The organism is Burkholderia sp. FW306-1C-G01B, from assembly GCF_058781685.1.
Genome location: NZ_JBYSWZ010000021.1, coordinates 15,095 through 38,320, shown reverse-complemented (window position 1 = coordinate 38,320; position 23,226 = coordinate 15,095). Strand labels below are relative to the sequence as shown.

Annotated in this window: 18 protein-coding genes; 9 read left to right on the top strand and 9 right to left on the bottom strand. The window is 67.8% G+C overall.

Features of this window, described 5'->3' with window-relative positions; genetic code table 11:
* A partial coding sequence (locus AC3WLY_RS31905) for a pseudouridine synthase (RefSeq protein WP_492332747.1) occupies positions 1–883 on the top strand: 883 nt, incomplete at its 5' end.
* 119 nt (positions 884–1,002) lie between these two features.
* On the opposite strand, the gene def is transcribed toward AC3WLY_RS31905, so the two are convergent.
* The 5 genes from def to AC3WLY_RS31880 all read right to left on the bottom strand — a co-directional run bounded on the left by def (position 1,003) and on the right by AC3WLY_RS31880 (position 9,727).
* Positions 1,003–1,536 (bottom strand): peptide deformylase, encoded by a 534-nt coding sequence (gene def, locus AC3WLY_RS31900; protein ID WP_175961141.1) that lies wholly within the window; start codon positions 1,534–1,536, stop codon positions 1,003–1,005.
* Positions 1,533–3,608, bottom strand: a complete 2,076-nt coding sequence (gene ligA, locus AC3WLY_RS31895; RefSeq protein WP_072437086.1) for an NAD-dependent DNA ligase LigA — start codon at positions 3,606–3,608, stop codon at positions 1,533–1,535. The genes def and ligA overlap by 4 nt, the downstream gene beginning before the upstream one ends.
* 165 nt (positions 3,609–3,773) lie before the next feature.
* Positions 3,774–5,048, bottom strand: a complete 1,275-nt coding sequence (locus AC3WLY_RS31890) for a cell division protein ZipA C-terminal FtsZ-binding domain-containing protein (RefSeq protein ID WP_492310647.1) — start codon at positions 5,046–5,048, stop codon at positions 3,774–3,776.
* Between the two features lie 85 nt (positions 5,049–5,133).
* A complete protein-coding gene (gene smc, locus AC3WLY_RS31885; protein ID WP_175961143.1) occupies positions 5,134–8,646 on the bottom strand; it encodes a chromosome segregation protein SMC in 3,513 nt (1,170 codons plus the stop codon).
* Between the two features lie 139 nt (positions 8,647–8,785).
* Complete coding sequence (locus AC3WLY_RS31880; protein ID WP_175961144.1) at positions 8,786–9,727, bottom strand: DMT family transporter; 942 nt, start codon at positions 9,725–9,727, stop codon at positions 8,786–8,788.
* A gap of 159 nt (positions 9,728–9,886) precedes the next feature.
* Here AC3WLY_RS31880 and dapC point away from each other — a divergent pair, with 159 nt between their 5' ends.
* The 6 genes from dapC to cls all read left to right on the top strand — a co-directional run bounded on the left by dapC (position 9,887) and on the right by cls (position 16,065).
* Positions 9,887–11,119: a succinyldiaminopimelate transaminase gene (dapC, locus tag AC3WLY_RS31875; protein ID WP_425133019.1), complete on the top strand. Its 1,233-nt coding sequence runs from the start codon at positions 9,887–9,889 to the stop codon at positions 11,117–11,119.
* A 44-nt stretch (positions 11,120–11,163) separates the two neighbouring features.
* Positions 11,164–11,991 (top strand): 2,3,4,5-tetrahydropyridine-2,6-dicarboxylate N-succinyltransferase, encoded by an 828-nt coding sequence (gene dapD, locus AC3WLY_RS31870; protein ID WP_111016716.1) that lies wholly within the window; start codon positions 11,164–11,166, stop codon positions 11,989–11,991.
* Positions 11,991–12,359, top strand: a complete 369-nt coding sequence (locus AC3WLY_RS31865) for an ArsC family reductase (protein WP_034184733.1) — start codon at positions 11,991–11,993, stop codon at positions 12,357–12,359. Before dapD ends, AC3WLY_RS31865 begins: the two co-directional genes overlap by 1 nt.
* Before the next feature lie 90 nt (positions 12,360–12,449).
* Positions 12,450–13,589, top strand: a complete 1,140-nt coding sequence (dapE, locus tag AC3WLY_RS31860; RefSeq protein ID WP_310143348.1) for a succinyl-diaminopimelate desuccinylase — start codon at positions 12,450–12,452, stop codon at positions 13,587–13,589.
* An 11-nt stretch (positions 13,590–13,600) separates the two neighbouring features.
* Positions 13,601–14,509, top strand: coding sequence for a 50S ribosomal protein L3 N(5)-glutamine methyltransferase (gene prmB, locus AC3WLY_RS31855; protein ID WP_175961152.1), 909 nt, complete (start codon positions 13,601–13,603; stop codon positions 14,507–14,509).
* Between the two features lie 107 nt (positions 14,510–14,616).
* On the top strand, positions 14,617–16,065 hold the full coding sequence (gene cls, locus AC3WLY_RS31850) for a cardiolipin synthase (protein WP_425133018.1): 1,449 nt from the start codon (positions 14,617–14,619) through the stop codon (positions 16,063–16,065).
* Positions 16,066–16,092: 27 nt separating this feature from the next.
* Here cls and AC3WLY_RS31845 read toward each other — a convergent pair whose 3' ends face one another.
* Complete coding sequence (locus AC3WLY_RS31845; RefSeq protein ID WP_425133017.1) at positions 16,093–16,572, bottom strand: glutathione peroxidase; 480 nt, start codon at positions 16,570–16,572, stop codon at positions 16,093–16,095.
* A 136-nt stretch (positions 16,573–16,708) separates the two neighbouring features.
* Between AC3WLY_RS31845 and AC3WLY_RS31840 the strand changes: the two genes are divergently transcribed.
* Complete coding sequence (locus AC3WLY_RS31840; protein ID WP_175961158.1) at positions 16,709–18,640, top strand: ATP-binding cassette domain-containing protein; 1,932 nt, start codon at positions 16,709–16,711, stop codon at positions 18,638–18,640.
* Between the two features lie 166 nt (positions 18,641–18,806).
* Here AC3WLY_RS31840 and AC3WLY_RS31835 read toward each other — a convergent pair whose 3' ends face one another.
* From AC3WLY_RS31835 to alr, 3 genes are all read right to left on the bottom strand, one after another.
* Positions 18,807–19,073, bottom strand: coding sequence for a DUF2866 domain-containing protein (locus AC3WLY_RS31835; protein ID WP_034184728.1), 267 nt, complete (start codon positions 19,071–19,073; stop codon positions 18,807–18,809).
* 146 nt (positions 19,074–19,219) lie between these two features.
* A complete protein-coding gene (gene radA / locus AC3WLY_RS31830; protein ID WP_072437254.1) occupies positions 19,220–20,596 on the bottom strand; it encodes a DNA repair protein RadA in 1,377 nt (458 codons plus the stop codon).
* 11 nt (positions 20,597–20,607) lie between these two features.
* Positions 20,608–21,678: an alanine racemase gene (gene alr / locus AC3WLY_RS31825; protein ID WP_175961160.1), complete on the bottom strand. Its 1,071-nt coding sequence runs from the start codon at positions 21,676–21,678 to the stop codon at positions 20,608–20,610.
* 218 nt (positions 21,679–21,896) lie between these two features.
* Between alr and lplT the strand changes: the two genes are divergently transcribed.
* Entirely contained in the window at positions 21,897–23,204 is a 1,308-nt protein-coding gene (gene lplT / locus AC3WLY_RS31820) for a lysophospholipid transporter LplT (protein WP_175961162.1), read from the top strand.
* The last annotated feature ends 22 nt before the right edge of the window (positions 23,205–23,226 follow it).

The window sequence follows — 23,226 nt, the reverse complement described above, 5'->3', positions numbered from 1 at the left end:
ACGCAGCTTCGGTGACCGTCCGGCCCGCCCCGCCCGCGACGGCGAGCGCCGCACATCCGGCGCGGGCCTGAAGACCTCACAACCCGTCAAGCGCCAGGCTGCCGACACCGATTACGGTGACGAAACGGGCCTGATGCGCCTGTCGAAGCGGATGTCCGAACTCGGCATGTGCTCGCGCCGCGAAGCCGACGAGTGGATCGAAAAGGGCTGGGTGCTCGTCGACGGCGAACGCATCGACACGCTCGGCACCAAGGTGCGCGCCGACCAGAAAATCGAGATCGACGAGCGCGCAAGCGCCGCACAGGCCGCGCAGGTGACGATCCTGCTGCACAAGCCGGTCGGCTATGTATCGGGTCAGGCGGAAGACGGCTACGAGCCCGCGGCCGTGCTGATCACGCGCGGGAACCACTGGAGCGGCGACCATTCGCCGCTGCGCTTCTCGCCGCAGCACCTGCACGCGCTCGCACCGGCCGGCCGGCTCGACATCGATTCCACCGGCCTGCTCGTGCTGACGCAGAACGGCCGGATCGCGAAGCAGCTGATCGGCGAGCAGTCGGACATCGACAAGGAGTACCTGGTGCGCGTGCGCTTCGGCGAACGGCTCATCGACATCGACCAGCACTTCCCCGCGGAATCGCTCGCGAAGCTGCGCCACGGCCTCGAGCTCGACGGCGTCGCATTGAAGCCCGCAATGGTGAGCTGGCAGAACGGCGAGCAACTGCGTTTCGTGCTGCGCGAAGGCAAGAAGCGCCAGATCCGCCGCATGTGCGAACTGGTCGGTCTCGACGTAGTCGGCCTCAAGCGCGTGCGGATGGGCCGCGTGATGCTCGGCGCGCTGCCGCAGGGGCAATGGCGCTATCTGTCGGCCGACGAGACGTTCTGACAGCGGGCACGCGACGTGCGCCACGCAACAAAAAACCCGCGCAAGCGGGTTTTTTGTTGCCGTCGAACATCGCGAAACGAGTGCCGGCAGCACGCCGGCCGGCCGCCCCGCGTGCCCGGTCAGTCGTCTTCCGCCGGATCGAGCCCCGGGAACAGCACCTCGGTGAAGCCGAAGCGCGTGAAGTCGGTGATCCGCATCGGATACAGCTTGCCGATCAGGTGATCGTATTCATGCTGGACCACGCGCGCGTGAAAACCGTCGGCGACGCGATCGATCTTCGCGCCGAACTGGTCGAAGCCGCTGTAGCGCACCTTCGCGTAGCGGCTGACGACACCGCGCATGCCCGGCACCGACAGGCAGCCTTCCCAGCCCTCTTCCATGTCCGGCGGCATGTACTCGATCTTCGGGTTGATCAGCACGGTCTCGGGCACCGGCGGCGCATCCGGGTAGCGGTTGTTGTTGCCGAAGCCGAAGATGATGAGCTGCAGCCCGATGCCGATCTGCGGCGCGGCCAGCCCGGCGCCGTTCGCATGGTGCATCGTCTCGAACATGTCCGCAACGATCTCGTGCAGCTCGGGTGTATCGAACCGCTCGACCGGTTTGGCGATTTCGAGCAGGCGCGGATCGCCCATCTTCAGGATCTCGCGAATCATGGCGTATTGCCCTCCAGGAGTTGGTGCAGTCCGTCTTCGTCCAGCACGGGGATGCCGAGTTCCTCGGCCTTCGCGAGCTTGCTGCCGGCTTCGGCGCCCGCGACCACGTAATCCGTCTTCTTCGATACCGAGCCCGCAACTTTCGCGCCCGCCGCTTCGAGCATCTCCTTCGCCGCATCGCGCGTGAGCGTCGGCAGCGTGCCCGTCAGCACGACGGTCTTGCCGGCCAGCACGCCCTGCGGCGCCTTCGGCGCGGGCGGCCCTTCAGGCCACGTAACCTTGCCCGGCGCGCGCAACTGCTCGATCACGGTCCGGTTGTGCTCTTCCGCGAAGAACTGGTGCAGCGACTCGGCAACGATCGGGCCGACGTCGTTGACTTCGAGCAGTTCGTCGATCGATGCATCCATGATCGGCGTCAGCGAGCCGAAATGCTTCGCGAGATCTTTCGCGGTCGATTCGCCGACATGGCGGATGCCGAGCCCGTAGATGAAGCGCGCGAGCGTCGTGTGCTTCGCCTTCTCGAGCGAGTCGAGCAAATTCTGTGCGGACTTCTCGGCGAACCGGTCGAGTTCGGCGAGCGTCGCGAAACCGAGATTGAACAGATCGGCCGGCGTACGCACGAGATTCAGCTCGACGAGCTGGTCGATGATCTTCTCGCCGAGCCCGTCGATGTCGAGCGCACGGCGCTGCGCGAAGTGCCACAGCGCCTGCTTGCGCTGCGCCGGGCAGAACAGGCCGCCCGTGCAGCGCGCGATCGCCTCGTCCGGCAGGCGCTCGATCTTCGAGCCGCACACCGGGCATTCGGTCGGCATCACGAATTCGGCCGCATCGTCCGGGCGCCGGTCGAGCAGCGCGCCGACCACCTCGGGGATCACGTCGCCCGCGCGTCGCACGATCACGGTATCGCCGATCCGGATGTCCTTGCGACGCACTTCGTCCTCGTTGTGCAGCGTCGCGTTGGTCACGGTCGCACCGCCGACGAACACCGGCTCGAGGCGCGCGACCGGCGTGATCGCGCCCGTGCGGCCGACCTGCACGTCGATCGCGACGAGCTTCGTCAGCGCTTCCTGTGCGGGGAACTTGTGCGCGAGCGCGAAGCGCGGCGCGCGCGACACGAAGCCGAGGCGCTCCTGCTCGTCGCGCCGGTTGACCTTGTAGACGACACCGTCGATGTCGTACGGCAGCGACTCGCGCTTCTCGCCGATCTTGCGGAAGAAGCCGAGCAATCCGTCGGCGCCGTGCACGACCGCGCGTTCGCGATTCACGGGCAGGCCGAGCGCTTCGTACCAGTCGAGCAGCGCGCTGTGCGTGTCGGGCATCGGCATCCCGTCGAGCACGCCGATGCCGTACGAGAAGAACGACAGCGGACGCTGCGCGGTGATCTTCGAGTCGAGCTGGCGCAGGCTGCCGGCCGCCGCATTGCGCGGGTTCGCGAATTCGCGCTGCTCGGCCGCGCGCTGGCGTTCGTTCAGGCGTGCGAAATCGCGCTTGAACATCAGCACCTCGCCGCGCACGTCGAGCACCGCCGGCACGTTCGCGCCCTTCAGCTTCAGCGGAATCGAGCGGATCGTGCGCACGTTTTCGGTCACGTCCTCGCCCGTCGTGCCGTCGCCGCGCGTCGACGCCTGCACGAACACGCCGCGCTCGTAGCGCAGCGAGATCGCGAGGCCGTCGAACTTCAGCTCGCACGCGTATTCGACGGGCTCTGTCACCGAGCCGGCGAGATCGGTCGTCTTGTCGAGCGCATCGGCGACGCGCTTGTCGAACGCGACGATGTCCTCGTCGGCGAAGCCGTTGTTCAGCGACAGCATCGGCGCGTCGTGGACGACCGGCGTGAAGCCGCCGGCCGCTTCGCCGCCGACGCGCTGCGTCGGCGAATCGGGCGTCACGAGTTCGGGATGGTCGGTTTCGAGCTGCTGCAGTTCGCGGAACAGCCGATCGTATTCGGCGTCGGGCAGATCCGGCTGGTCGAGTACGTAATAGGCGTAGTTCGCCCGCTCGAGTTGGTCGCGCAGCCACGCGGCGCGCGCGTCGGGCTGGCTGGCTGGCGGTTCGGCTTGGGTTCGGGCCATGCTGGCGGCAGATTCGTTCTGAGAAAATCGGATGTCCGATTATCTCAGTTTGACGCCGCGGCGGGGCGTGCAATGCGCGCCGGATCAGCGTGCTGCAGCGCACACGAAAAGCCTGCGCTGCCACGACGGACGACGGCGCCGAAGCCCGCCGTCCGCGCCATCGCGTTACTGGCTGAAGAGGCGGCGCGTGACCGGCGAACCGGCCGGAATGCCGGCTTCCTCGAGCTTCGCGTACAGCTTCATCAACTGCTGCTCGATCGCCAGCAGCGTCGACTCCGGCAGCGGCCGGCGCGAATCGTCGACGACCCGCGCGCCGATCCGTTCGGACAGCGACTTCGCGTAATCGCACATCAGCCGGAACGGCAGGATGTCCTCTTCGGCGACCGGCACGTCGAGCACCAGCGTGATCATGTTGCCGCCCTTGTACGTGAGGTCGTCGCGCAGGAAGTTCGTATCGCCGAACTGCAGCATGAACACGGGGTTCTGCTTCGCGTCGAGCTTCACGAAACGCGTGCCGTCGCGCGACAGCAGCAGCCCGTCCTGCGATGCGACCGCCTGCACGTAGTTCGCCGACCACGGCGCGCCGTCCGACATCACGTTGATCGACAGTTGCGCGTCGCACTGCGCGGCAAAGGCGTCGAGTTCGCGCGCCATCGCCACCGTCTCCATCATGTCCGGGAATTCCGGTGCGCCGTCGATCGTGTCGGCGAACTGCTGAACGCCCGTCACGAATTCGGAGAATTCGAGCTCGTTCAGCGCGCCGCTGCGGTTCGCGAGCTGCGCGGCCGCGCGCAACTCTTCGTAGCGCACGCCGTTCTGCAGCAGCTCCCACTGGCCGCCTTCCGGCTTGCCTTCGATGTGCACCGGCTTGCTGCCCGCACGGCGCAGCCGCTGCGCGGCCGGCAGGATCTTGTCGCCCGGCAGCGGCCCGGCGAGGCGGATCGGCACGATGCAGTCGATCCGTCGGTCGACGATCGCGGGCGGCGTCGACGAGATCGTCGTCGCGGCCGGCAGCACGGGTTCGGACGACTCGGCCGGTTCGGCGGCCGGTTCGTGCGCGGCGGCAGGCACCGCTTCTTCACCGGCGGCCGGTTCGGCCGACTCGGGCGACAGGTCGGCACCGGTCGCCTCGGCCTGCAGATCGGCCGGCATGTCCGCAGGCGCCGCGCCTCCGAACGTCGGCTCGACGCGCGCGGCTTCGGCCGGCGCGGCCGGCGCGGCGACCGGTGCCGCGGGCTCGCGGCGCGCCGGCTGGCGCACCGGCTCGATGAACGGCAACTCTTCGTCGCGCTCGGGGCGGTTCATCGCCTCGGCCGCTTCCTCCGGCATCGGGCGCGGCATCCTGCGTCGTACCTTCGCGCCCTGCCATGCGTTGTAGACCACGACGCCGCCCACCACGACGGCGCCCGCGCCGATCAAACCGAGTGTCAACTCGTCCATGCACGCTCCATCAGCAATTCTTTTTCGTCGGGATCGCGAACGGGCGCCCATGCGCCGCGCGAACGCGATCCGGTTTCGTCAAACGTCAATTCTGGGCAAAACCCGCCGCGGTTTCCATGTCCACCGCAACGATCCGCGACACGCCCTGCTCCTGCATCGTCACGCCGATCAGCTGCTGCGCCATCTCCATCGCGATCTTGTTGTGCGAGATGAACAGGAACTGCGTCTTGTCGGACATCGCGCGCACGAGATTCGCGAAACGTTCGGTGTTCGCGTCGTCGAGCGGCGCGTCGACCTCGTCGAGCAGACAGAACGGCGCCGGGTTCAACTGGAACATCGCGAACACCAGCGCGGTCGCGGTCAACGCCTTCTCGCCGCCCGACAGCAGGTGAATCGTCGCGTTCTTCTTGCCGGGCGGCTGCGCCATCACCTGCACGCCGGCATCGAGGATCTCGTCGCCCGTCATGATCAGCTTCGCCTGGCCGCCGCCGAACAGGCGCGGGAACAGGTCGCTGAAGTGGCGGTTGACCTCGTCGAAGGTACCCTGCAGCAGCGTGCGGGTTTCCTGGTCGATCTTGTGGATCGCGTCCTCGAGCGTCGTGATCGCGTCGATCAGGTCGGCTGACTGCGCGTCGAGGAACACCTTGCGCTCGCTCGCGGCCTTCAGCTCGTCGAGCGCGGCCATGTTCACCGGGCCAAGCGCATTGATCGCATTGTTGAGCCGGGTGACCTCGCCCTGCAGGTACGACGGTTTCAGATCCGGCGTCAGCTTCTCGCTCAGCGCGGCCTCGTCGACCTCGGCCGTCGCGAGCTGCTCGGCGAACTGCTCGACGGACAGGCGCGCGGCCTGCTCCTTCAGCTGCAGCTCGGTGATGCGGTCGCGCAGCGGCTGCAGCGAACGCTCGGCGACGAGACGCTGCTCGTCCGACGCGCGCAGCTTCGCGGTCAGGTCGTCGAGCTCGATCCGCGCGGCCTGCAGCGCTTCTTCCTTCACCGCGCGAATCTCGAGCGCGTCCTGCAGGCCCGTGTGCGCGGTCTGCTCGTTGATCGTCTCGAGCTCGGCACGCGCGTCTTCCAGCGACGCGGCGACACGCTCGCTCTGCTCGTGCGCAACCTGGATGCTGCGCTTGAGCTCGTCGATCCGGGTCACCGCGTTGCGTGCGGCGAAGCGCGCGTCGTTCGCGCCGCGCTCCAGGTCACGCGCCTCCTGACGCGCCTGCGTCAGCGATTCGTCGAGCGATTCGAACGCGAGCTGGTTGTCCTCGAAGCGTGCCTGCAGCTCCGCGAGTTCGCCGTCGAAGCGTTCGAAATTCGCTTCCGACTCCGCGCGCAGCGCGCGCTGTTCTTCGATCTGCGCCCCGATTTCCTCGAGTTCCTCGCGGATCTGCGTGCTGCGCTGCGTATAGCGCTCGTGCGCCTGCGCGAGCTTCAATACGTCCATCTGCAGCGCATGCACCCGCTGCGTCGCACGTTCGGCCTGCGCGCGCACGTCGCCGAGCGCCTGCGTGGCCTGCGTGTGCGCGGCTTCCGCGCGCACGGCGGCCGTGCGCGCGTCGTCGGCGAGCAGTGCCTGCGCACGCACCTGGCGCGTCAGGTTTTCGATTTCCTGCTGGCGGGCCAGCATCCCGGCCTGCTCCGAATCGGCCGCGTACAACTGCACACCGACGCGCGTGACGATATGGCCGGCCTTGACGACGAATGCGCCGCCTGCCGGCAGTTGCGTGCGCGTCGCAAGCGCCTGCGCGACGTCGTCGGCGACATAGACGTTGCCGAGCCAGTCGTTCAGCACCGCGCGAATGCCCGCGTCGTCGATGCGCACGAGCGACAGCACCGGACGCAGCCCGGCCACCGCCGCAAGCGGCTCGCCGGCCGCGGGCGGCGCGTAGAACGCGAGCTTCGCGGGCGGCGCATCGGTCGCGAACGCCTTCACCCAGTCGAGATTCGACACTTCGAGCGCGGCGAGGCGCTCGCGCAGCACGGCTTCGAGCGCCGCTTCCCAGCCCGCTTCGACGTGCAGCTTCTTCCACAGGCGCGGCAACGCGCCGAGCTCGTGCTTGTCGAGCCACGGCTGCACCTTGCCTTCGGTCTGCACGTTTTCCTGAAGCTGCTTCAGCGCGGCAAGGCGTGCCTCGAGCTGGTGGATCTGCGCGCCTTCGGCCTGCACGCGCTCCTGCGCGGCACGGCGTTCGCCGTCGAGGCGCGGCACCGTTTCCTGCGCGTCGACGAGACGCGCCTGCGCTTCGGCGAGGATTTCTTCCTGCTCGGCGAGCTGCATGCGCAGCTCCTCGAGCTGCGCCTCGTCAGGCGCATCGAGCCCGCCCGCTTCGCTCTTCAGGCGCTCATGGCGCTGCTGAAGCTGCTGGAGCTGCTGGTCGGCGTTGCGCTGGTGCGCGGCTTCGAGCTTCAGCGACTGTTCGGTCTGCGCGATCCGCGCGCGCTCGTCGTTGAGCTGCGCCTGCGCGTCGCGCCACTTTGCCTCGAGCGCCGGCAGCGCGTCGTGCTTCGCGGCTGCGTTGTCCTCGGCGAGCGCGGCCTTCTCGTCGGCCATCGCGCGCGCCTCTTCGGCTTCCTCGAGCTCGTCCTGCGACTTCTCGGCCTGCGCGCGCCATTGCTCGCGCTGCGCGTTCAGCGCGGCGATCTGCGCCTGCACGCGATTGCGCGATTCGACGATGAACTTGATTTCGGCTTCGAGGCGGCTCACCTCGGCATTCGCCTCGTAGAGCGCGCCCTGCGCGCCCTGCATCGCGTCGCTCGCCGAGTAATGCGCGACGCGCAGCGTCTCGAGCTGCGACTCGACCTCGCGCAGCTTGGCCGTCTGCGCCTCGAGGTCGATCTGCGCCTGTTCGATCGCGCGCTGCTGCTTCTGCTGCTCGCCGGCGGCCTCGTTCTTGCGCAGCAGCCACAACAGGCGCTGCTTCTCCTCGCCGTCGGCGACGAGTTCCTTGTACTTGGTCGCGACGACGGCCTGCGCCTCGAGCTTCTCGAGGTTCGCGCCGAGCTCGCGGACGATGTCCTCGACGCGCGTCAGGTTCTCGCGCGTGTCGTGCAGGCGGTTCTCGGTTTCGCGGCGGCGTTCCTTGTACTTCGACACGCCCGCGGCTTCCTCGAGGAACACGCGCAGCTCTTCCGGCTTCGCCTCGATGATCCGCGCGATCATGCCCTGCCCGATGATCGCGTACGCGCGCGGCCCGAGGCCGGTGCCGAGGAAGATGTCCTGGATGTCGCGGCGGCGCGCCGGCAGGTTGTTGATGTAGTAGCTCGACGTGCCGTCGCGCGTCAGCACGCGCTTCACGGCGATCTCGCCGTACTGGCCCCACTGCCCGGCCGCGCGGCCGTCGGAGTTGTCGAAGATCAGCTCGACGCTTGCCCGGCTGCCGGGCTTGCGGGCGGTCGAGCCGTTGAAGATCACGTCCTGCATCGATTCGCCGCGCAGCTCGGACGCGCGCGACTCGCCGAGCACCCAGCGCACGGCGTCGATGATGTTGGACTTGCCGCACCCGTTCGGGCCCACCACGCCGACAAGCTGGCCCGGAACCTGGAAATGCGTGGGATCGACGAAGGATTTGAAGCCAGCGAGTTTGATCGAGCTCAGACGCACGGCGGTATCGGATGTGAAGAAGGTGTGAAACGGACGGGGCCGTGCTGCGCGGGGCCGGACGGCCCATGCGCGCGACGCGCCCCGGAATTCAAAAGCGGGGCCGCGCGCATACAGCGTTGGGCCCCGCAAACGGCTTCCATCATACCATCGCGCGTGCGCCGTCCCGACCGTCGCCGGGTTTGCCCGGTGCCGGCGCGGCACGATGGACCCGGCTCGACAGCAGCGTCGCCAGCACGATGCACACGCCGCCCGCCCACTCGCGCGCGGTCGGCAGCTCGTTGGCGAACACCCACGCCGACAGCGCGGTGATCACGATCTCGAACAGCATGATGATCGACGCGCGGTTCGCCGGCACGCGCGCGAGGCCGTATTGCACGAGCAGGTTGTTCGCCGCCATCGTCACGCCGATCGCGGCGACGATCAGCGCGGCGACGCCGAGCTGGCCGCCCGCCGGTGCGGCCGGCAGCCCTTCGAACAGCGACGCGATCGCGCCGAATACCGCCGCACCGCCGAACAGCGTCGCGGTGCGCATCTCCGCGCGCATCCCGGGCAGCTCGCGGCTCGCCTTGATCACGAGCACGTTGCTCATCGCGAAACTCAGCCCGGCCGCGAGACCGGCCCATTCGGCCGGGTTGGCCGGCAGCGGCAAGCCGAGCGTCGGCGACCACAGCATCAGCATCGCGCCGCCGATCGACAGCGCCGCCAGCCCCGCGCCGGCCCAGGTCAACCGCTCGCGCAGCAGGAAGTGCGCGTAGATCGCGGTCCATGCGGGGGTCAGGTAGAACAGCAGCATCACGCGCAGCACCTCGCCGTGGATCGTGCCCCATACGAAACCGAGGTTCGTCACGCCGGCCGTCACCGCGATGCCCGGCAGCACCCAGTGCCAGCGCAGCGTCGCGATCGTGCGGTGCCGCGTGACGATCACGAACAGGAACGCGACGAGGCTCGTCAGCGCGCTCGCCAGCGTGCCCGTCACGCCGAGCGACGCGAGGATCCGCAACGGATACCAGATCAGACCCCATACCGACGCGCCGATCAGGATGGCCAGCGTCGGCAGGCTGCCGCGTACCGCGTTATTCATTTGGTTCGATACCCTTTATTCGACCGGCCCGGCCGCCGTTCCGGCGGGCCGTGACCGCATTCCGTCACGCTATAATCGTTCGTTGCGACCCGCGCGCCGTCGGCGCCCGTTCGCAGCCGCGCGGCACGCCCGCCGCTTCTTTCGCTCCAACCGGCCGCGATGGCCGCTTCGCCCGTGAACCCTCGACTCGACTCGCTCCAGCCCTATCCCTTCGAAAAGCTGCGCGCCCTGTTCAAGGACGTGACGCCCTCCGGCGACCTCAAACCGATCAGCTTCGGCATCGGCGAGCCCAAGCACCCGACCCCGGCGCTGATCCGCGACGCCGTCGTGGCCGCGCTCGACGGCCTCGCGTCGTACCCGGCCACGGCCGGCTCGGACGCGCTGCGCACATCGATCGCGCATTGGCTCGAGCGCCGCTACGGGCTGCCGGCGATCGATCCGGCCACGCAGGTGCTGCCCGTGTCGGGGTCGCGCGAGGCGCTGTTCTCGCTCGCGCAGACCGTGATCGACGCGCGCCCGTCCGGGCAGGGCGAGAAGGCGATCGTACTCTGTCCGAATCCCTTCTATCAAATTTACGAAGGCGCGGCGCTGCTGGCCGGTGCCGAACCCTATTTCGCGAACAGCGACCCGGCCCGCAACTTCGCGTGCGACTACGCGGCCGTGCCCGACGACGTCTGGGCGCGCACGCAGCTGCTGTACGTGTGCTCGCCGGGCAACCCGACGGGCGCCGTGCTGACGCTCGACGACTGGCGCGAGCTGTTCGCGCTGTCCGACCGCCACGGTTTCGTGATCGCGTCGGACGAGTGCTATTCGGAAATCTATTTCGACGAAGCGGCGCCGCCGCTCGGCGGCCTCGAGGCCGCGCACCGCCTCGGCCGCGGCTTCGAGCGGCTCGTGATGCTATCGAGCCTGTCGAAGCGCTCGAACGTGCCGGGCATGCGCTCGGGCTTCGTCGCCGGCGACGCGGCGCTGTTGAAGAAATTCCTGCTGTACCGCACGTACCACGGCGCCGCGCTGTCGCCGGTCTGGCAGCACGCCAGCATCGCCGCGTGGAACGACGAGGCGCACGTGCGCGAGAACCGCGCGCTGTACCTGCAGAAGTTCAATACGGTCACGCCGATGCTCGCCGACGTGATTGACGTGAAACTGCCCGACGCCGCGTTCTACCTGTGGGCCAACGTATCGCGCACCGGGCTGTCGGACACCGAGTTCGCCCGCCGCCTGTACGCCGACTATAATGTGACGGTTCTGCCCGGCTCGTACCTGGCGCGCGATGCGCACGGGTCGAACCCGGGCCGCGATTTCATCCGGATCGCGCTCGTCGCGGGCACCCCCGAATGCGTCGAGGGCGCGCAACGCATCGTCGATTTCTGCCGTTCTCTCGCGCGGTAATCGTCCATCCCGATCAATTCCATCCATCTCCTGCGAAAACGAACATGTCGCAACAACTTCAGCAAATCATCGATACCGCCTGGGAAAACCGCGCCGAGCTGTCGCCGAAGGCCGCGCCCGCGGAAGTCCGCGAGGCCGTCGCTCACGCGATCGAGCAGCTCGACCGCGGCGCACTGCGCGTCGCCGAGAAAATCGACGGCAACTGGACCGTGCATCAGTGGCTGAAGAAGGCCGTGCTGCTGTCGTTCCGCCTGGAAGACAACGCACCGATGGCGGCCGGCGGCTACTCGCAGTTCTACGACAAGGTACCGTCGAAGTTCGCGAACTACACGGCCGAAGACTTCGCCGCGGGCGGCTTCCGCGTCGTCCCGCCGGCCATCGCGCGCCGCGGCTCGTTCATCGCGAAGAACGTCGTGCTGATGCCGTCGTACACGAACATCGGCGCCTACGTCGACGAAGGCACGATGGTCGACACGTGGGCCACGGTCGGTTCGTGCGCGCAGATCGGCAAGAACGTGCACCTGTCGGGCGGCGTCGGCATCGGCGGCGTGCTCGAGCCGCTGCAGGCGAACCCCGTCATCATCGAGGACAACTGTTTCATCGGCGCGCGCTCGGAAGTCGTCGAAGGCGTGATCGTCGAGGAAAACTCGGTGATCTCGATGGGCGTGTACCTCGGCCAGAGCACGAAGATCTACGACCGCGAAACGGGCGAAGTCAGCTACGGCCGCATCCCGGCCGGCTCGGTCGTGGTCGCCGGCAACCTGCCGTCGAAGGACGGTTCGCACAGCCTGTACTGTGCGGTGATCGTCAAGAAGGTCGACGCGAAGACCCGCGCGAAGGTCGGCCTGAACGAGCTGCTGCGAGGCGACTGATGGCGAAGCCGCACACCGTGGTCGTCTACGGCATTCCGAACTGCGACACCGTGAAGAAGGCCCGCGTGTGGCTCGACGATCACGGCGTCGAATTCGAGTTCCACGATTTCAAGAAGCTCGGCGTCAGCGCGCCGCTGGTTGAAGACTGGCTGAAGGACGTGTCGCTCGACGCGCTCGTGAACAAGCGCGGCACCACGTGGCGCGGCCTGGACGACGCGATGAAGGCGGCCGCCGAAACGAAGACCGGCGCGGTCGCGCTGATGATCCACAAGCCGTCGGTCATCAAGCGCCCCGTGCTCGTCGTCAACGGCCGCGTGAAATCGCTCGGCTTCGCGGCCGATCAATACGCGGCGCTGTTTGCCGCATAGGGCCGCCCGCGCCGCGCCTGTCGGCGCGGCACGACGTCTTGTCGCTGCCGGCCACCGCGCCGGCATTTTTTATCGAAAGTGGTCCGAACCATGTCCGCCACCCTAGCCCTTACCGAACAGTTGATCGCCCGCGCGTCCGTGACGCCCGACGACCAGCATTGCCAGCAGATCATGACCGCGCGCCTCGCCGCGCTCGGCTTCGAATGCGAGACCATCGCGTCGCACGGCGTGACCAACCTGTGGGCCGTCAAGCGCGGCGCCGACGGCCGCGACGGCAAGCTGCTCGCGTTCGCGGGCCACACCGACGTCGTGCCGACCGGCCCGCTCGAGCAGTGGACCTCGCCGCCGTTCATCCCCGCCCATCGCGACGGCAAGCTGTACGGCCGCGGCGCGGCCGACATGAAGACGTCGCTCGCGGCGTTCGTCGTCGCGTCCGAGGAATTCGTCGCGGCCCATCCCGGCCACCGCGGCGCGATCGCATTCCTGATCACGAGCGACGAGGAAGGCCCGGCCACCGACGGCACCGTGAAGGTCGTCGAACTGCTGCAGGCGCGCGGCGAACGCGTCGACTACTGCATCGTCGGCGAGCCGACGTCGACCGCCGAGCTCGGCGACGTCGTCAAGAACGGCCGCCGCGGGTCGATGTCGGGCGAGCTGGTCGTCAAGGGCGTGCAGGGCCATATCGCGTATCCGCACCTCGCGAAGAACCCGATCCACCTGCTCGCGCCGGCGCTCGCCGAGCTCGCCGCCGAGCAGTGGGACGAAGGCAACGAATATTTCCCGCCGACCACCTGGCAGGTGTCGAACCTGCACGCAGGCACCGGCGCGACCAATGTGATCCCCGGCCACGCCGACCTGCTGTTCAACTTCCGGTTCTCGACCGCGAGCACGGTCGAGGGCCTGCAGGCGCGCGTGCACGCGATCCTCGACAAGCACGGCCTCGAATACACGCTGAAGTGGTCGGTGAGCGGCCTGCCGTTCCTGACGCCGCGCGGTGAGCTGTCGAATGCGCTGGAAAACGCGATTCGTACCGAGACCGGCATCACGACCGAACTGTCGACCACCGGCGGCACGTCGGACGGCCGCTTCATCGCGCGCATCTGCCCGCAGGTGATCGAGTTCGGCCCGCCGAACGGCAGCATCCACAAGATCGACGAGCACATCGAAGTGCGCTTCGTCGACCCGCTGAAGAACGTGTACCGCCGCGTGCTCGAACAACTGATCGCCTGATGGAGCCTCGCATGACGACACCTTTTGCCACTGTCCGCGACCTGCTGCGCTACGCGGTCACGCGCTTCTCGAAGGCGAAGCTCGCCTTCGGCCACGGCTCCGACAATGCGTACGACGAAGCGGCCTACCTCGTGCTGCATACGCTCGACCTGCCGCTCGACACGCTCGAGCCGTTCCTCGACGCGCGGCTGCTGCCCGACGAAATCGCGGCCGTGCTCGCCGTGATCGAACGGCGCGCGACCGACCGCGTGCCGGCCGCGTACCTGACGCACGAAGCCTGGATGCATGGCCACCGCTTCTACGTCGACGAACGCGTGATCGTGCCGCGCTCGTTCATCGGCGAGCTGCTCGACGACGGGCTGCAGCCGTACGTCGCCGATCCCGAGCAGGTCGGCGCGGTGCTCGAACTGTGCACGGGCTCCGGCTGCCTTGCGATCCTCGCGGCGAGCGCGTTCCCGAACGCCGAGATCGATGCGGTCGACCTGTCCGACAAGGCACTCGAAGTCGCGGAGATCAACGTGCGCGACTACGGCCTCGAAGACCGCATCGCGCTGCACCGCGGCGATCTCTACGCGCCGCTGCCCGCGTTCCGCACCGACCCCGGCGCACGCTACGACGTGATCCTGACGAACCCGCCGTACGTGAACGCGTCGTCGATGGCCGCGCTGCCGCCCGAATACCGGCACGAGCCGGAGATGGCGCTCGCGGGCGGCGAGGACGGGATGGACATCGTGCGACGCATCGTCGCCGAAGCGCACCGCTGGCTGCACGACGACGGCGTGCTCGTCGTCGAGATCGGCAACGAGCGCGAGCACGTCGAAGCCGCGTTCGGCGGCCTCGAACTCACGTGGCTGCCCACCAGCGCGGGCGACGACACCGTGTTCCTGATCCAGGCGTCGGACCTGCCGCGCAAGGGCTGAACCGCCCGGCTCCCTGACCGTGCGGCGCACCGCTGCGCCGCACGGTTGGGTAAGATGCGCGTAAGCGGCCGCCGCGCCGCACGACCTCAGGAGTCCGCCACGCGCCCATGACCCTCGACTGGCTACATCTCGGCACCCTGATCCTGACCATCCACGTGCTCGGGATCGTCGCGGCATGCCACGCGATCATGAACACGCGCACGTCGCAAGGCGCGATCGCGTGGGCCGTGTCGCTCGCCGCGATGCCGTACCTGACGCTCATTCCGTACCTGTTCCTCGGCCGCAGCAAGTTCTCCGGCTATGTCGACGCACGGCGCCACGAGCTGGAACTGTTGCGCACGCACACACCGCGCTCGCCGTGGCTCACTACCGATGCGGCCGACGCGACCGACGGGCCGGCCGCCGATGCGCTCGGGCAAGCCGCCGTGCTCGCGCTCACGCGGCTCGGCGGCATGCCGTTCCTCGGTGGCAATTCCGTGCGCACGCTCGTGAACGGCGACGCGACGTTCTCGGCGATCCTGTCGGCGATCGATGGCGCGCGCGACTACGTGGTCGTCCAGTTCTTCATCGTGCGCGACGATGCGCTCGGCCAGATGCTGCGCGACGCGCTGCTGGCGCGTGCGGCGGCCGGCGTGCGCTGCTGCCTGCTGTACGACAGCATCGGCAGCTTCGACCTGCCGCACAGCTACGTCGACACATTGCGCCGGGGCGGCGTCGAGGTCCATCCGTTCGCGACCAATCGCAAGTTCGTCAACCGCTTCCAGCTCAACTTCCGCAACCATCGCAAGATCGTCGTGGTCGACGGCAATCGCGCGTTCGTCGGCGGCCACAACGTCGGCGTCGAATATCTCGGCGCGAAGCCGCGCCTGTCGCCGTGGCGCGACACGCACATCGAGATCCGCGGCCCCGTGGTCGCGAGCATCCAGTACGTGTTCGCCGAAGACTGGCACTGGGCGACGCAGAAACTGCCGCCGCTCGCGCTGCCGCCGCCCGCGCAGCCCGGCGACGGCATGCATTGCCTCGTGGTGCCGATGGGGCCGGCTGACAAGCAGGAAACCGGCTCGCTGTTCTTCGTCGAGGCGATCAATGCCGCGCGCGAGCGGATCTGGATCACCTCGCCGTACCTCGTCCCCGACGAAGCCGTGCTCTGCGCGCTGAAGCTCGCGGTGATGCGCGGCGTCGACGTGCGCATCCTGATCCCGAGCCGGCGCGATCACTACGTGGTGTTCGAGGCGTCGAAGCTGTATGCGCGCGACCTCATCGACGCGGGCGTCAAGGTGTTCCGCTACCGGCCCGGCTTCCTGCACCAGAAGGTCGTGCTGATCGACCGCATCGCGGCGGCGATCGGCAGCGCGAATCTCGACAACCGCTCGTTCCGACTCAACTTCGAGATCATGGTGCTGACCGTCGACCGCGCATTCGCCGACGAGGTCGAGACAATGCTCGATGCCGACTTCGCGCAGGCGTACGGCGTCGATGCGAACGAGTACCGCCAGTCGCCCGCATGGCGGCGGATCGCGATGCACGTCGCGCGACTGTTCGCGCCGATCCTGTAGCCGCAGGGAGGACGGCAGCGCCCGCCGTCACAGCAGCTTGTCGATATCCGCGGCGATTTCGTCGGGCTTGGTCGACGGCGCGTAGCGCTTGACGATGCGCCCTTCCCGGTCGATCAGGAATTTCGTGAAATTCCACTTGATCGCCTTGAGGCCGAGAATGCCGGGCGCCTCGTCGGTCAGGTAGCGGTACAGCGGATGCGCATGGTCGCCCTTCACGTCGATCTTCGCGAACATCGGGAACGTGACGCCGTAATTGCGCTCGCAGAACGCGCCGATCTGCGCGGCGTCGCCGGGCTCCTGCTTGCCGAACTGGTTGCACGGGAAGCCGAGCACGAAGAAGCCGCGCGCCGCGTAGTGGTCGTACAGTTTCTGCAGGCCCGCGTATTGCGGCGTGAAACCGCACTCGCTCGCAGTGTTGACGATCAGCAGCACCTTGCCGCGATACGCGTCGAGCGAAACCGGCGCGCCGGCGAGCGTCTCTGCGCTGAACGAATACAGGGTGGACATCGGGCACTCCTTTTACGAAACCGGATCGACATGGAGTCTAGGCGAAATCGCGCCGTTGCGGCATCCGCCGAACGGCCGATGCCCGGCAAGAGCGGCGCGCAGTCTAGAATAGCGGTTTTGGCCAGTCATTTCCGCCGTGATCCGTTTCAATCAGTTCAGCCTTGCGCGAGGCACCAAGCCGCTGTTCGAGTCGACCTCGTTCGTGCTCAATCCCGGCGAGAAAGCCGGCCTGATCGGCGCGAATGGCGCCGGCAAGTCGACGCTGTTCGCGGTCCTGCGCGGCGAGCTGCACTCGGACGCCGGCGATTTCTCGATGCCGCCGTCGTGGCGGATCGCCCACGTGTCGCAGGAAACGCCCGCGGTCGACCGCTCGGCGCTCGACTACACGCTCGACGGCGACGCCGCGCTGCGCGAGATCGAGGCGCGCATCGCGGCCGCGTCCGCCGCGCATGACGGCGCCGCCGAAGCCGACGCGCACGCGGCCTTCGCCGATGCCGACGGCTACACCGCGCCCGCCCGCGCCGAAGCGCTGCTGCTCGGCCTCGGCTTCACGCTCGCCCAGACCCGCGAGCCCGTCGCCAGCTTCTCCGGCGGCTGGCGCATGCGCCTGAACCTCGCGCAGGCGCTGATGTGCCGCTCCGACCTGCTGCTGCTCGACGAACCGACCAACCACCTCGACCTCGACGCGATCGTCTGGCTCGAAGACTGGCTGCACCGCTACCCCGGCACGCTCGTCGTGATCTCGCACGACCGCGAATTCCTCGATTCGATCTGCAACGTCACGCTGCACCTGGAAAACCGCCAGGTGAAGCGCTACGGCGGCAACTACTCGCAATTCGAAGTGCTGCGCGCGCAGCAACTGGCGCTGCAGCAAAGCGCATACGAAAAGCAGCAGAAGACGATCGAGCACCTGCAGAGCTTCGTCGACCGCTTCAAGGCCAAGGCCACCAAGGCCAAGCAGGCGCAAAGCCGGATGAAGGCGCTCGAGAAGATGGAGCTGATCGCGCCCGCGCACATCGCATCGCCGTTCACGTTCGAATTCCGCACGCCCGACGCCGCGCCGAACCCGATGATGGTGATGGAAGACGTCCGCTGCGGCTACCATGCCGACAACGGCGCGGACATCCCGATCGTCGAACGCGTGGCGCTGTCGATCCAGAACGGGCAGCGCATCGGCCTGCTCGGCGCGAACGGCCAGGGCAAGTCGACGCTGATCAAGACGCTGGCCGGCACGCTCGCACCGCTGTCGGGCGACGTCCGCGAGGGCAAGGGGCTGACGATCGGTTATTTCGCACAGCATCAGCTCGAAACGCTGCGCGAGGACGATTCGCCGCTCGCGCATCTTGCGCGGCTCGCGCCCGACACGCGCGAGCAGGAGCTGCGCGACTTCCTCGGCGGCTTCAATTTCTCGGGCGACATGGCGACGAGTGCCGTCGGCCCGTTCTCGGGCGGAGAAAAGGCGCGCCTCGCGCTCGCACTGATCATCTGGCAGAAGCCGAACCTGCTGCTGCTCGACGAACCGACGAACCACCTCGATCTCGAAACGCGCCACGCGCTGACGATGGCGCTCGCGCAGTTCGAAGGCACGCTGATCCTCGTATCGCACGACCGCCACCTGCTGCGCGCGACGACCGACCAGTTCATGCTGGTCGCAAAGCACCGGCTGCAGCCGTTCGACGGCGACCTCGACGATTACCGCGACTGGCTGCTGCAGCATGCGGCCGAGCAGCGCGCGGCCGCGAAGGCCGACAGCGCGGCCTCGTCGGGCGCGGGCGCCGCAACGAACCGCAAGGACCAGAAGCGTCAGGCCGCCGAGGAGCGGCAGCGCCTGTCGGTGTTGAAGAAACCGCTGCAGTCGCGCATCACGAAGCTCGAAAAGGAAATGGAGACGCTCCACGCGGAGAAGGCGCGCCTCGACGCGTTCGTCGCCGATCCGGCGAGCTACGAGGCCGCGCGCAAGACGGAGCTGACCGACGCGATCCGCAAGCTCGGCGACGTCAACACGCGTCTCGAAACGATCGAGGCCGACTGGCTCGCCGCGCACGAAGAGCTCGAACAGATCGGCTGAACGCGGCCGCAGTGCCGCCGGCCGGTGCCGCCGGCCCGGCGCGCTGGCGGCACCGGTTCTTCGACAAGCCATCGGGTCCGCGCCGGGCCCGCATGCGACAAGGCCGGGCGCACTGGCCCGGCCTTTTTGCTGCCCTTGTCCGTCGGTTCGCAGACCGCCTGCCGGCTCAGCGCCGCGGCAGCGTGTCGCGCGGCAGTTGCTCGTCGTCGCCCATCAGGTACCGGCGCCCTTCGGTCGGCCGCCGGATCGCCGCGGCGACTTCCGCTTCGGTCACGTCCTCGGACACGACCTTGCGCGCCAGGCGCCCTTCCTCGTCGATCCATTCGACGATCCGGCATCCGCCGCCCCAGGGCTGGCGAATCGGCTCCGACACGCGGCAGCCGCGCAGGTTGTAAAGGCGTCCGCCCGGCGCTTCCCCATACGATTTCAACATAGGTTCCCTTCGCATTGCGCGGTTCGACAATCCGGCAAAGGATAGGGAAAAGCGATGTCCGGCGGGTTACAGCAGCCTACATATTCTTTACAGAGAATTACGCGACAGATCGCCGACAGGCACAGCCCGCGCGGCTGCCGGGCCGATCACTCGAGATCGCGCACGCGGTCGATCGCCTGCTCGATCCGCTCGACAGCCATCACGTTCAGCCCTTCGATCGGCTGTTTCGGCGCATTCGCCTTCGGGATCAGCGCCGCCGTAAAGCCGAGCTTCGCCGCCTCGCGCAGCCGCTCCTGCCCGCGCGGGGACGGCCGGATCTCGCCCGCCAGCCCCACTTCGCCGAACACGATCAGCCCCTTGGGCAGCGCCTTGTTGCGCATCGACGAATGGATCGCGAGCAGCACCGCGAGGTCGGCGGCCGGTTCGGTGATCTTCACGCCGCCCACTGCATTGAGGAACACGTCCTGGTCGAAGCACGCGATGCCCGCATGCCGGTGCAGCACCGCGAGCAGCATCGCGAGCCGGTTCTGTTCGAGGCCGACCGCGAGCCGGCGCGGGTTCGGCACGTGCGCGGTATCGACCAGCGCCTGGATTTCGACGAGCAGCGGGCGCGTGCCTTCCTGCGTGACGAGCACGCACGAGCCGGGCACGATCTGCTCGTGCTGCGACAGGAACAGCGCGGACGGATTCGCGACACCGCGCAGCCCGCGCTCGGTCATCGCGAACACGCCGAGTTCGTTGACCGCGCCGAAGCGGTTCTTGAACGCGCGCACGAGCCGGAACGACGAATGCGTGTCGCCCTCGAAATACAGCACCGTGTCGACGATGTGCTCGAGCACGCGCGGGCCGGCCAGGTTGCCCTCCTTCGTCACGTGCCCGACCATGATGATCGCGGTGCCCGACTGTTTCGCGATGCGCGTGAGCTGCGCCGCGCATTCGCGCACCTGCGCGACCGAGCCCGGCGCCGACGTGAGCGCTTCCGAATAGACGGTCTGGATCGAGTCGATCACGGCCACGTCGGGCCGCTCCGCGTCGATCGCGGCCTGGATCTTTTCGAGCTGGATCTCGGCGAGCAGTTGCAGCTCGGCCGCCGGCGTACCGCCGTCGAGCAGCGCAAGCCGTTGCGCGCGCAACGCGATCTGCGCGGCCGATTCCTCGCCGCTGATATAGAGTGCGCGCCGTTCGCTCGCGATGTCCGCGAGCGACTGCAGCAGCAGCGTCGACTTGCCGATGCCCGGGTCGCCGCCGATCAGCACGACGCCGCCGGGGACCAGCCCGCCGCCGAGCACGCGGTCGAATTCGCCGATGCCGGTCGAGAAGCGCGGCACGTCGGCCGCTTCGATATCCACGAGGCGCTGGACGGGCGCCCGCTTCGCGAGCGACTGGAAACGGTGGGCCGACGGCGACTCGGCGACCGATTCGACCAGCGTATTCCAGGCCTGGCACGACGGACACTGCCCCTGCCACTTCGGGGTCTGCCCGCCGCACTCGCTGCAGACGTAGACGGTTTTCTGTTTGGCCACGCGCGACGCCCTTATTCCGCGCGCACGGGCACGCGGCCGGCGACCGCGCACATCAGCTCGTAGCCGATCGTGCCGCAATGACGGGCGACGTCGTCGATCGGCAGTGTATTGCCCCACAGCTCGACGCGCGCGCCGACGCCGGCCTGCGGGCACGGGGTCAGGTCGACGGTGATCATGTCCATCGACACGCGGCCCACGATACGCGTGCGGATGCCGTCAACGATTACGGGCGTGCCTTCGGGCGCGACGCGCGGATAGCCGTCCGCGTAGCCGCACGCGACGACGCCGATCCGCATCGGCGCCTGCGCGGAGAACGTCGAGCCATAGCCGATGGCCTGGCCTTTCCCGATCGTTTGCACCGCGATCAGCTCGGACGCGAGCGTCATCGCGGGTTTCAGCCCCGTGTCGGCGATATCGGACGACAGCCCGGACGGCGACGCGCCGTACAGCACGATCCCCGGCCGTACCCAGTCGAAGTGCGTATCCGGATGCCACAGCACGGCGGCCGAATTCGCGAGACAGCGCGCGCCGGCAATGTTTTCCGCGCCGCGCTCGAACGTCGCGAGCTGCTCGGCGACGCCGCGCTCGTTGTCCGCGTCCGAAAAATGGGTCATCAACGTGATCTGGCCGATGCCGGGGCACGCGCGGGCGCGCTCCCAGGCCGCACGGTATTTTTCCGGCAGGTAGCCGAGCCGGTTCATCCCGCTGTTCATCTTGAGCTGCACGTTGACGGGCTTCGACAGCCGCGCCGTTTCCAGCATCCGCATCTGCTCGTCGTTGTGGACGGTCGTCGTCAGGCTGTAGCGGTCGATCACGTCGATGTCGGTCGACCGGAAGAAGCCTTCGAGCAGCAGGATCGGGCCGGCCCAGCCGAGCTCGCGCAGCTTCACGGCCTCGTCGAGGTCGAGCAGGCCGAAGCCGTCGGTGCCGCGCAGGCCGGGAAACGCGCGGGCGAGACCGTGGCCGTACGCGTTGGCCTTGACGACCGCCCAGACCTTGGACGGGCCGGCAAAGCGGCGGACGACGGAGAGATTGTTCGCGAGAGCGGCGGTGTGGATGGTGGCGGAGATCGGGCGCGGCATAGGAAATTTACGTAAAGACGCTTGCGAATCATCAGCTTACCGCGCCTTTTGAGCACCGAAGCCGACAATTTGCGGAACGATCGGGGAATCTTGCTAGTCCGAATTGGCGTATTTTCATGTTATAAAGCCGTGCGCACAACCCATTTCGAACGGAATAAGCCGATCGCATATCAGGCGGCCTACGCGGCCCTGCCGCAGCGACGAAAGCATCGCATCAGATGAAAAAAGGTTTTTACACCATCATGGCCGCGCAGTTTTTCTCGTCGCTGGCCGACAATGCGCTTCTCATCGCCGCCATCGCCCTGCTGAAAGACCTCCACGCCCCCAACTGGATGACACCGCTGCTGAAGCTGTTCTTCGTGTTGTCCTATGTGGTGTTGGCGGCGTATGTCGGTGCTTTCGCGGATTCGCGCCCGAAGGGACGCGTGATGTTCATCACCAACTCGATCAAGGTGGTCGGCTGCATGATCATGCTGTTCGGCGCCCACCCGCTGATCGCGTACGGGATCGTCGGATTCGGCGCGGCGGCCTACTCGCCCGCCAAATACGGGATTCTCACCGAGCTGCTGCCGGCCGATCGGCTGGTCGCCGCGAACGGCTGGATCGAAGGTACGACCGTCAGCTCGATCATTCTCGGCACCGTGCTCGGCGGCGCGCTGATCAGCCCGCACATCGCATCGCACGTGATCGCGCACACGCCCGGCTGGATCGGCACGCCCGCCGAAGCGGCGATGGCGATCATCATGGCGATCTACGTGATCGCCGCGCTGTTCAACCTGCGCATTCCCGATACGGGCGCCCGCTATCCGAAGCAGGAACGCGGCCCGGTCAAGCTCCTCACGGATTTCGCCGACTGCTTCATGGTGCTGTGGCGCGACAAGCTCGGCCAGATCTCGCTGGCGGTCACGACGCTGTTCTGGGGCGCGGGCGCGACGCTGCAGTTCATCGTGCTGAAATGGGCCGAGGTGTCGCTCGGCATGTCGCTGTCGGAAGGCGCGATCCTGCAGGCCGTGGTCGCGGTCGGCGTCGCGGCCGGCGCGATCGCCGCCGCCGCCCGGATCCCGCTGAAGAAGTCGCTGACCGTGCTGCCCGTCGGCATCATCATGGGCATCGCGGTGATGCTGATGGCGTTCTACACGCGCGACCTGTTCCCGTCGCACTGGGCCGTGCACTTCGGCCATCTGCGCATGCCCGTCTACCTGATCGTCGCGTACATCTTCCTGATCGGCGTCGGCGCGCTGTCGGGCTACTTCGTCGTGCCGATGAACGCACTGCTGCAGCATCGCGGCCACGTGCTGCTGTCGGCCGGCCATTCGATCGCGGTGCAGAACTTCAACGAGAACCTGTCGGTGCTCGTGATGCTGTGCCTGTATGCGGTGCTCGTGTGGCTCGACGTGCCGGTCGGCGTCGTGATCGTGCTGTTCGGCACGTTCGTCTGCCTGACGATGTGGCTCGTGATGCGCCGCCACCAGGCGAACCAGCGTCAGTTCGACTCGGTCGCGCTGATCGGCGAAGCGCGGCACTGACGCTACACTTCCCGTTTCCGTC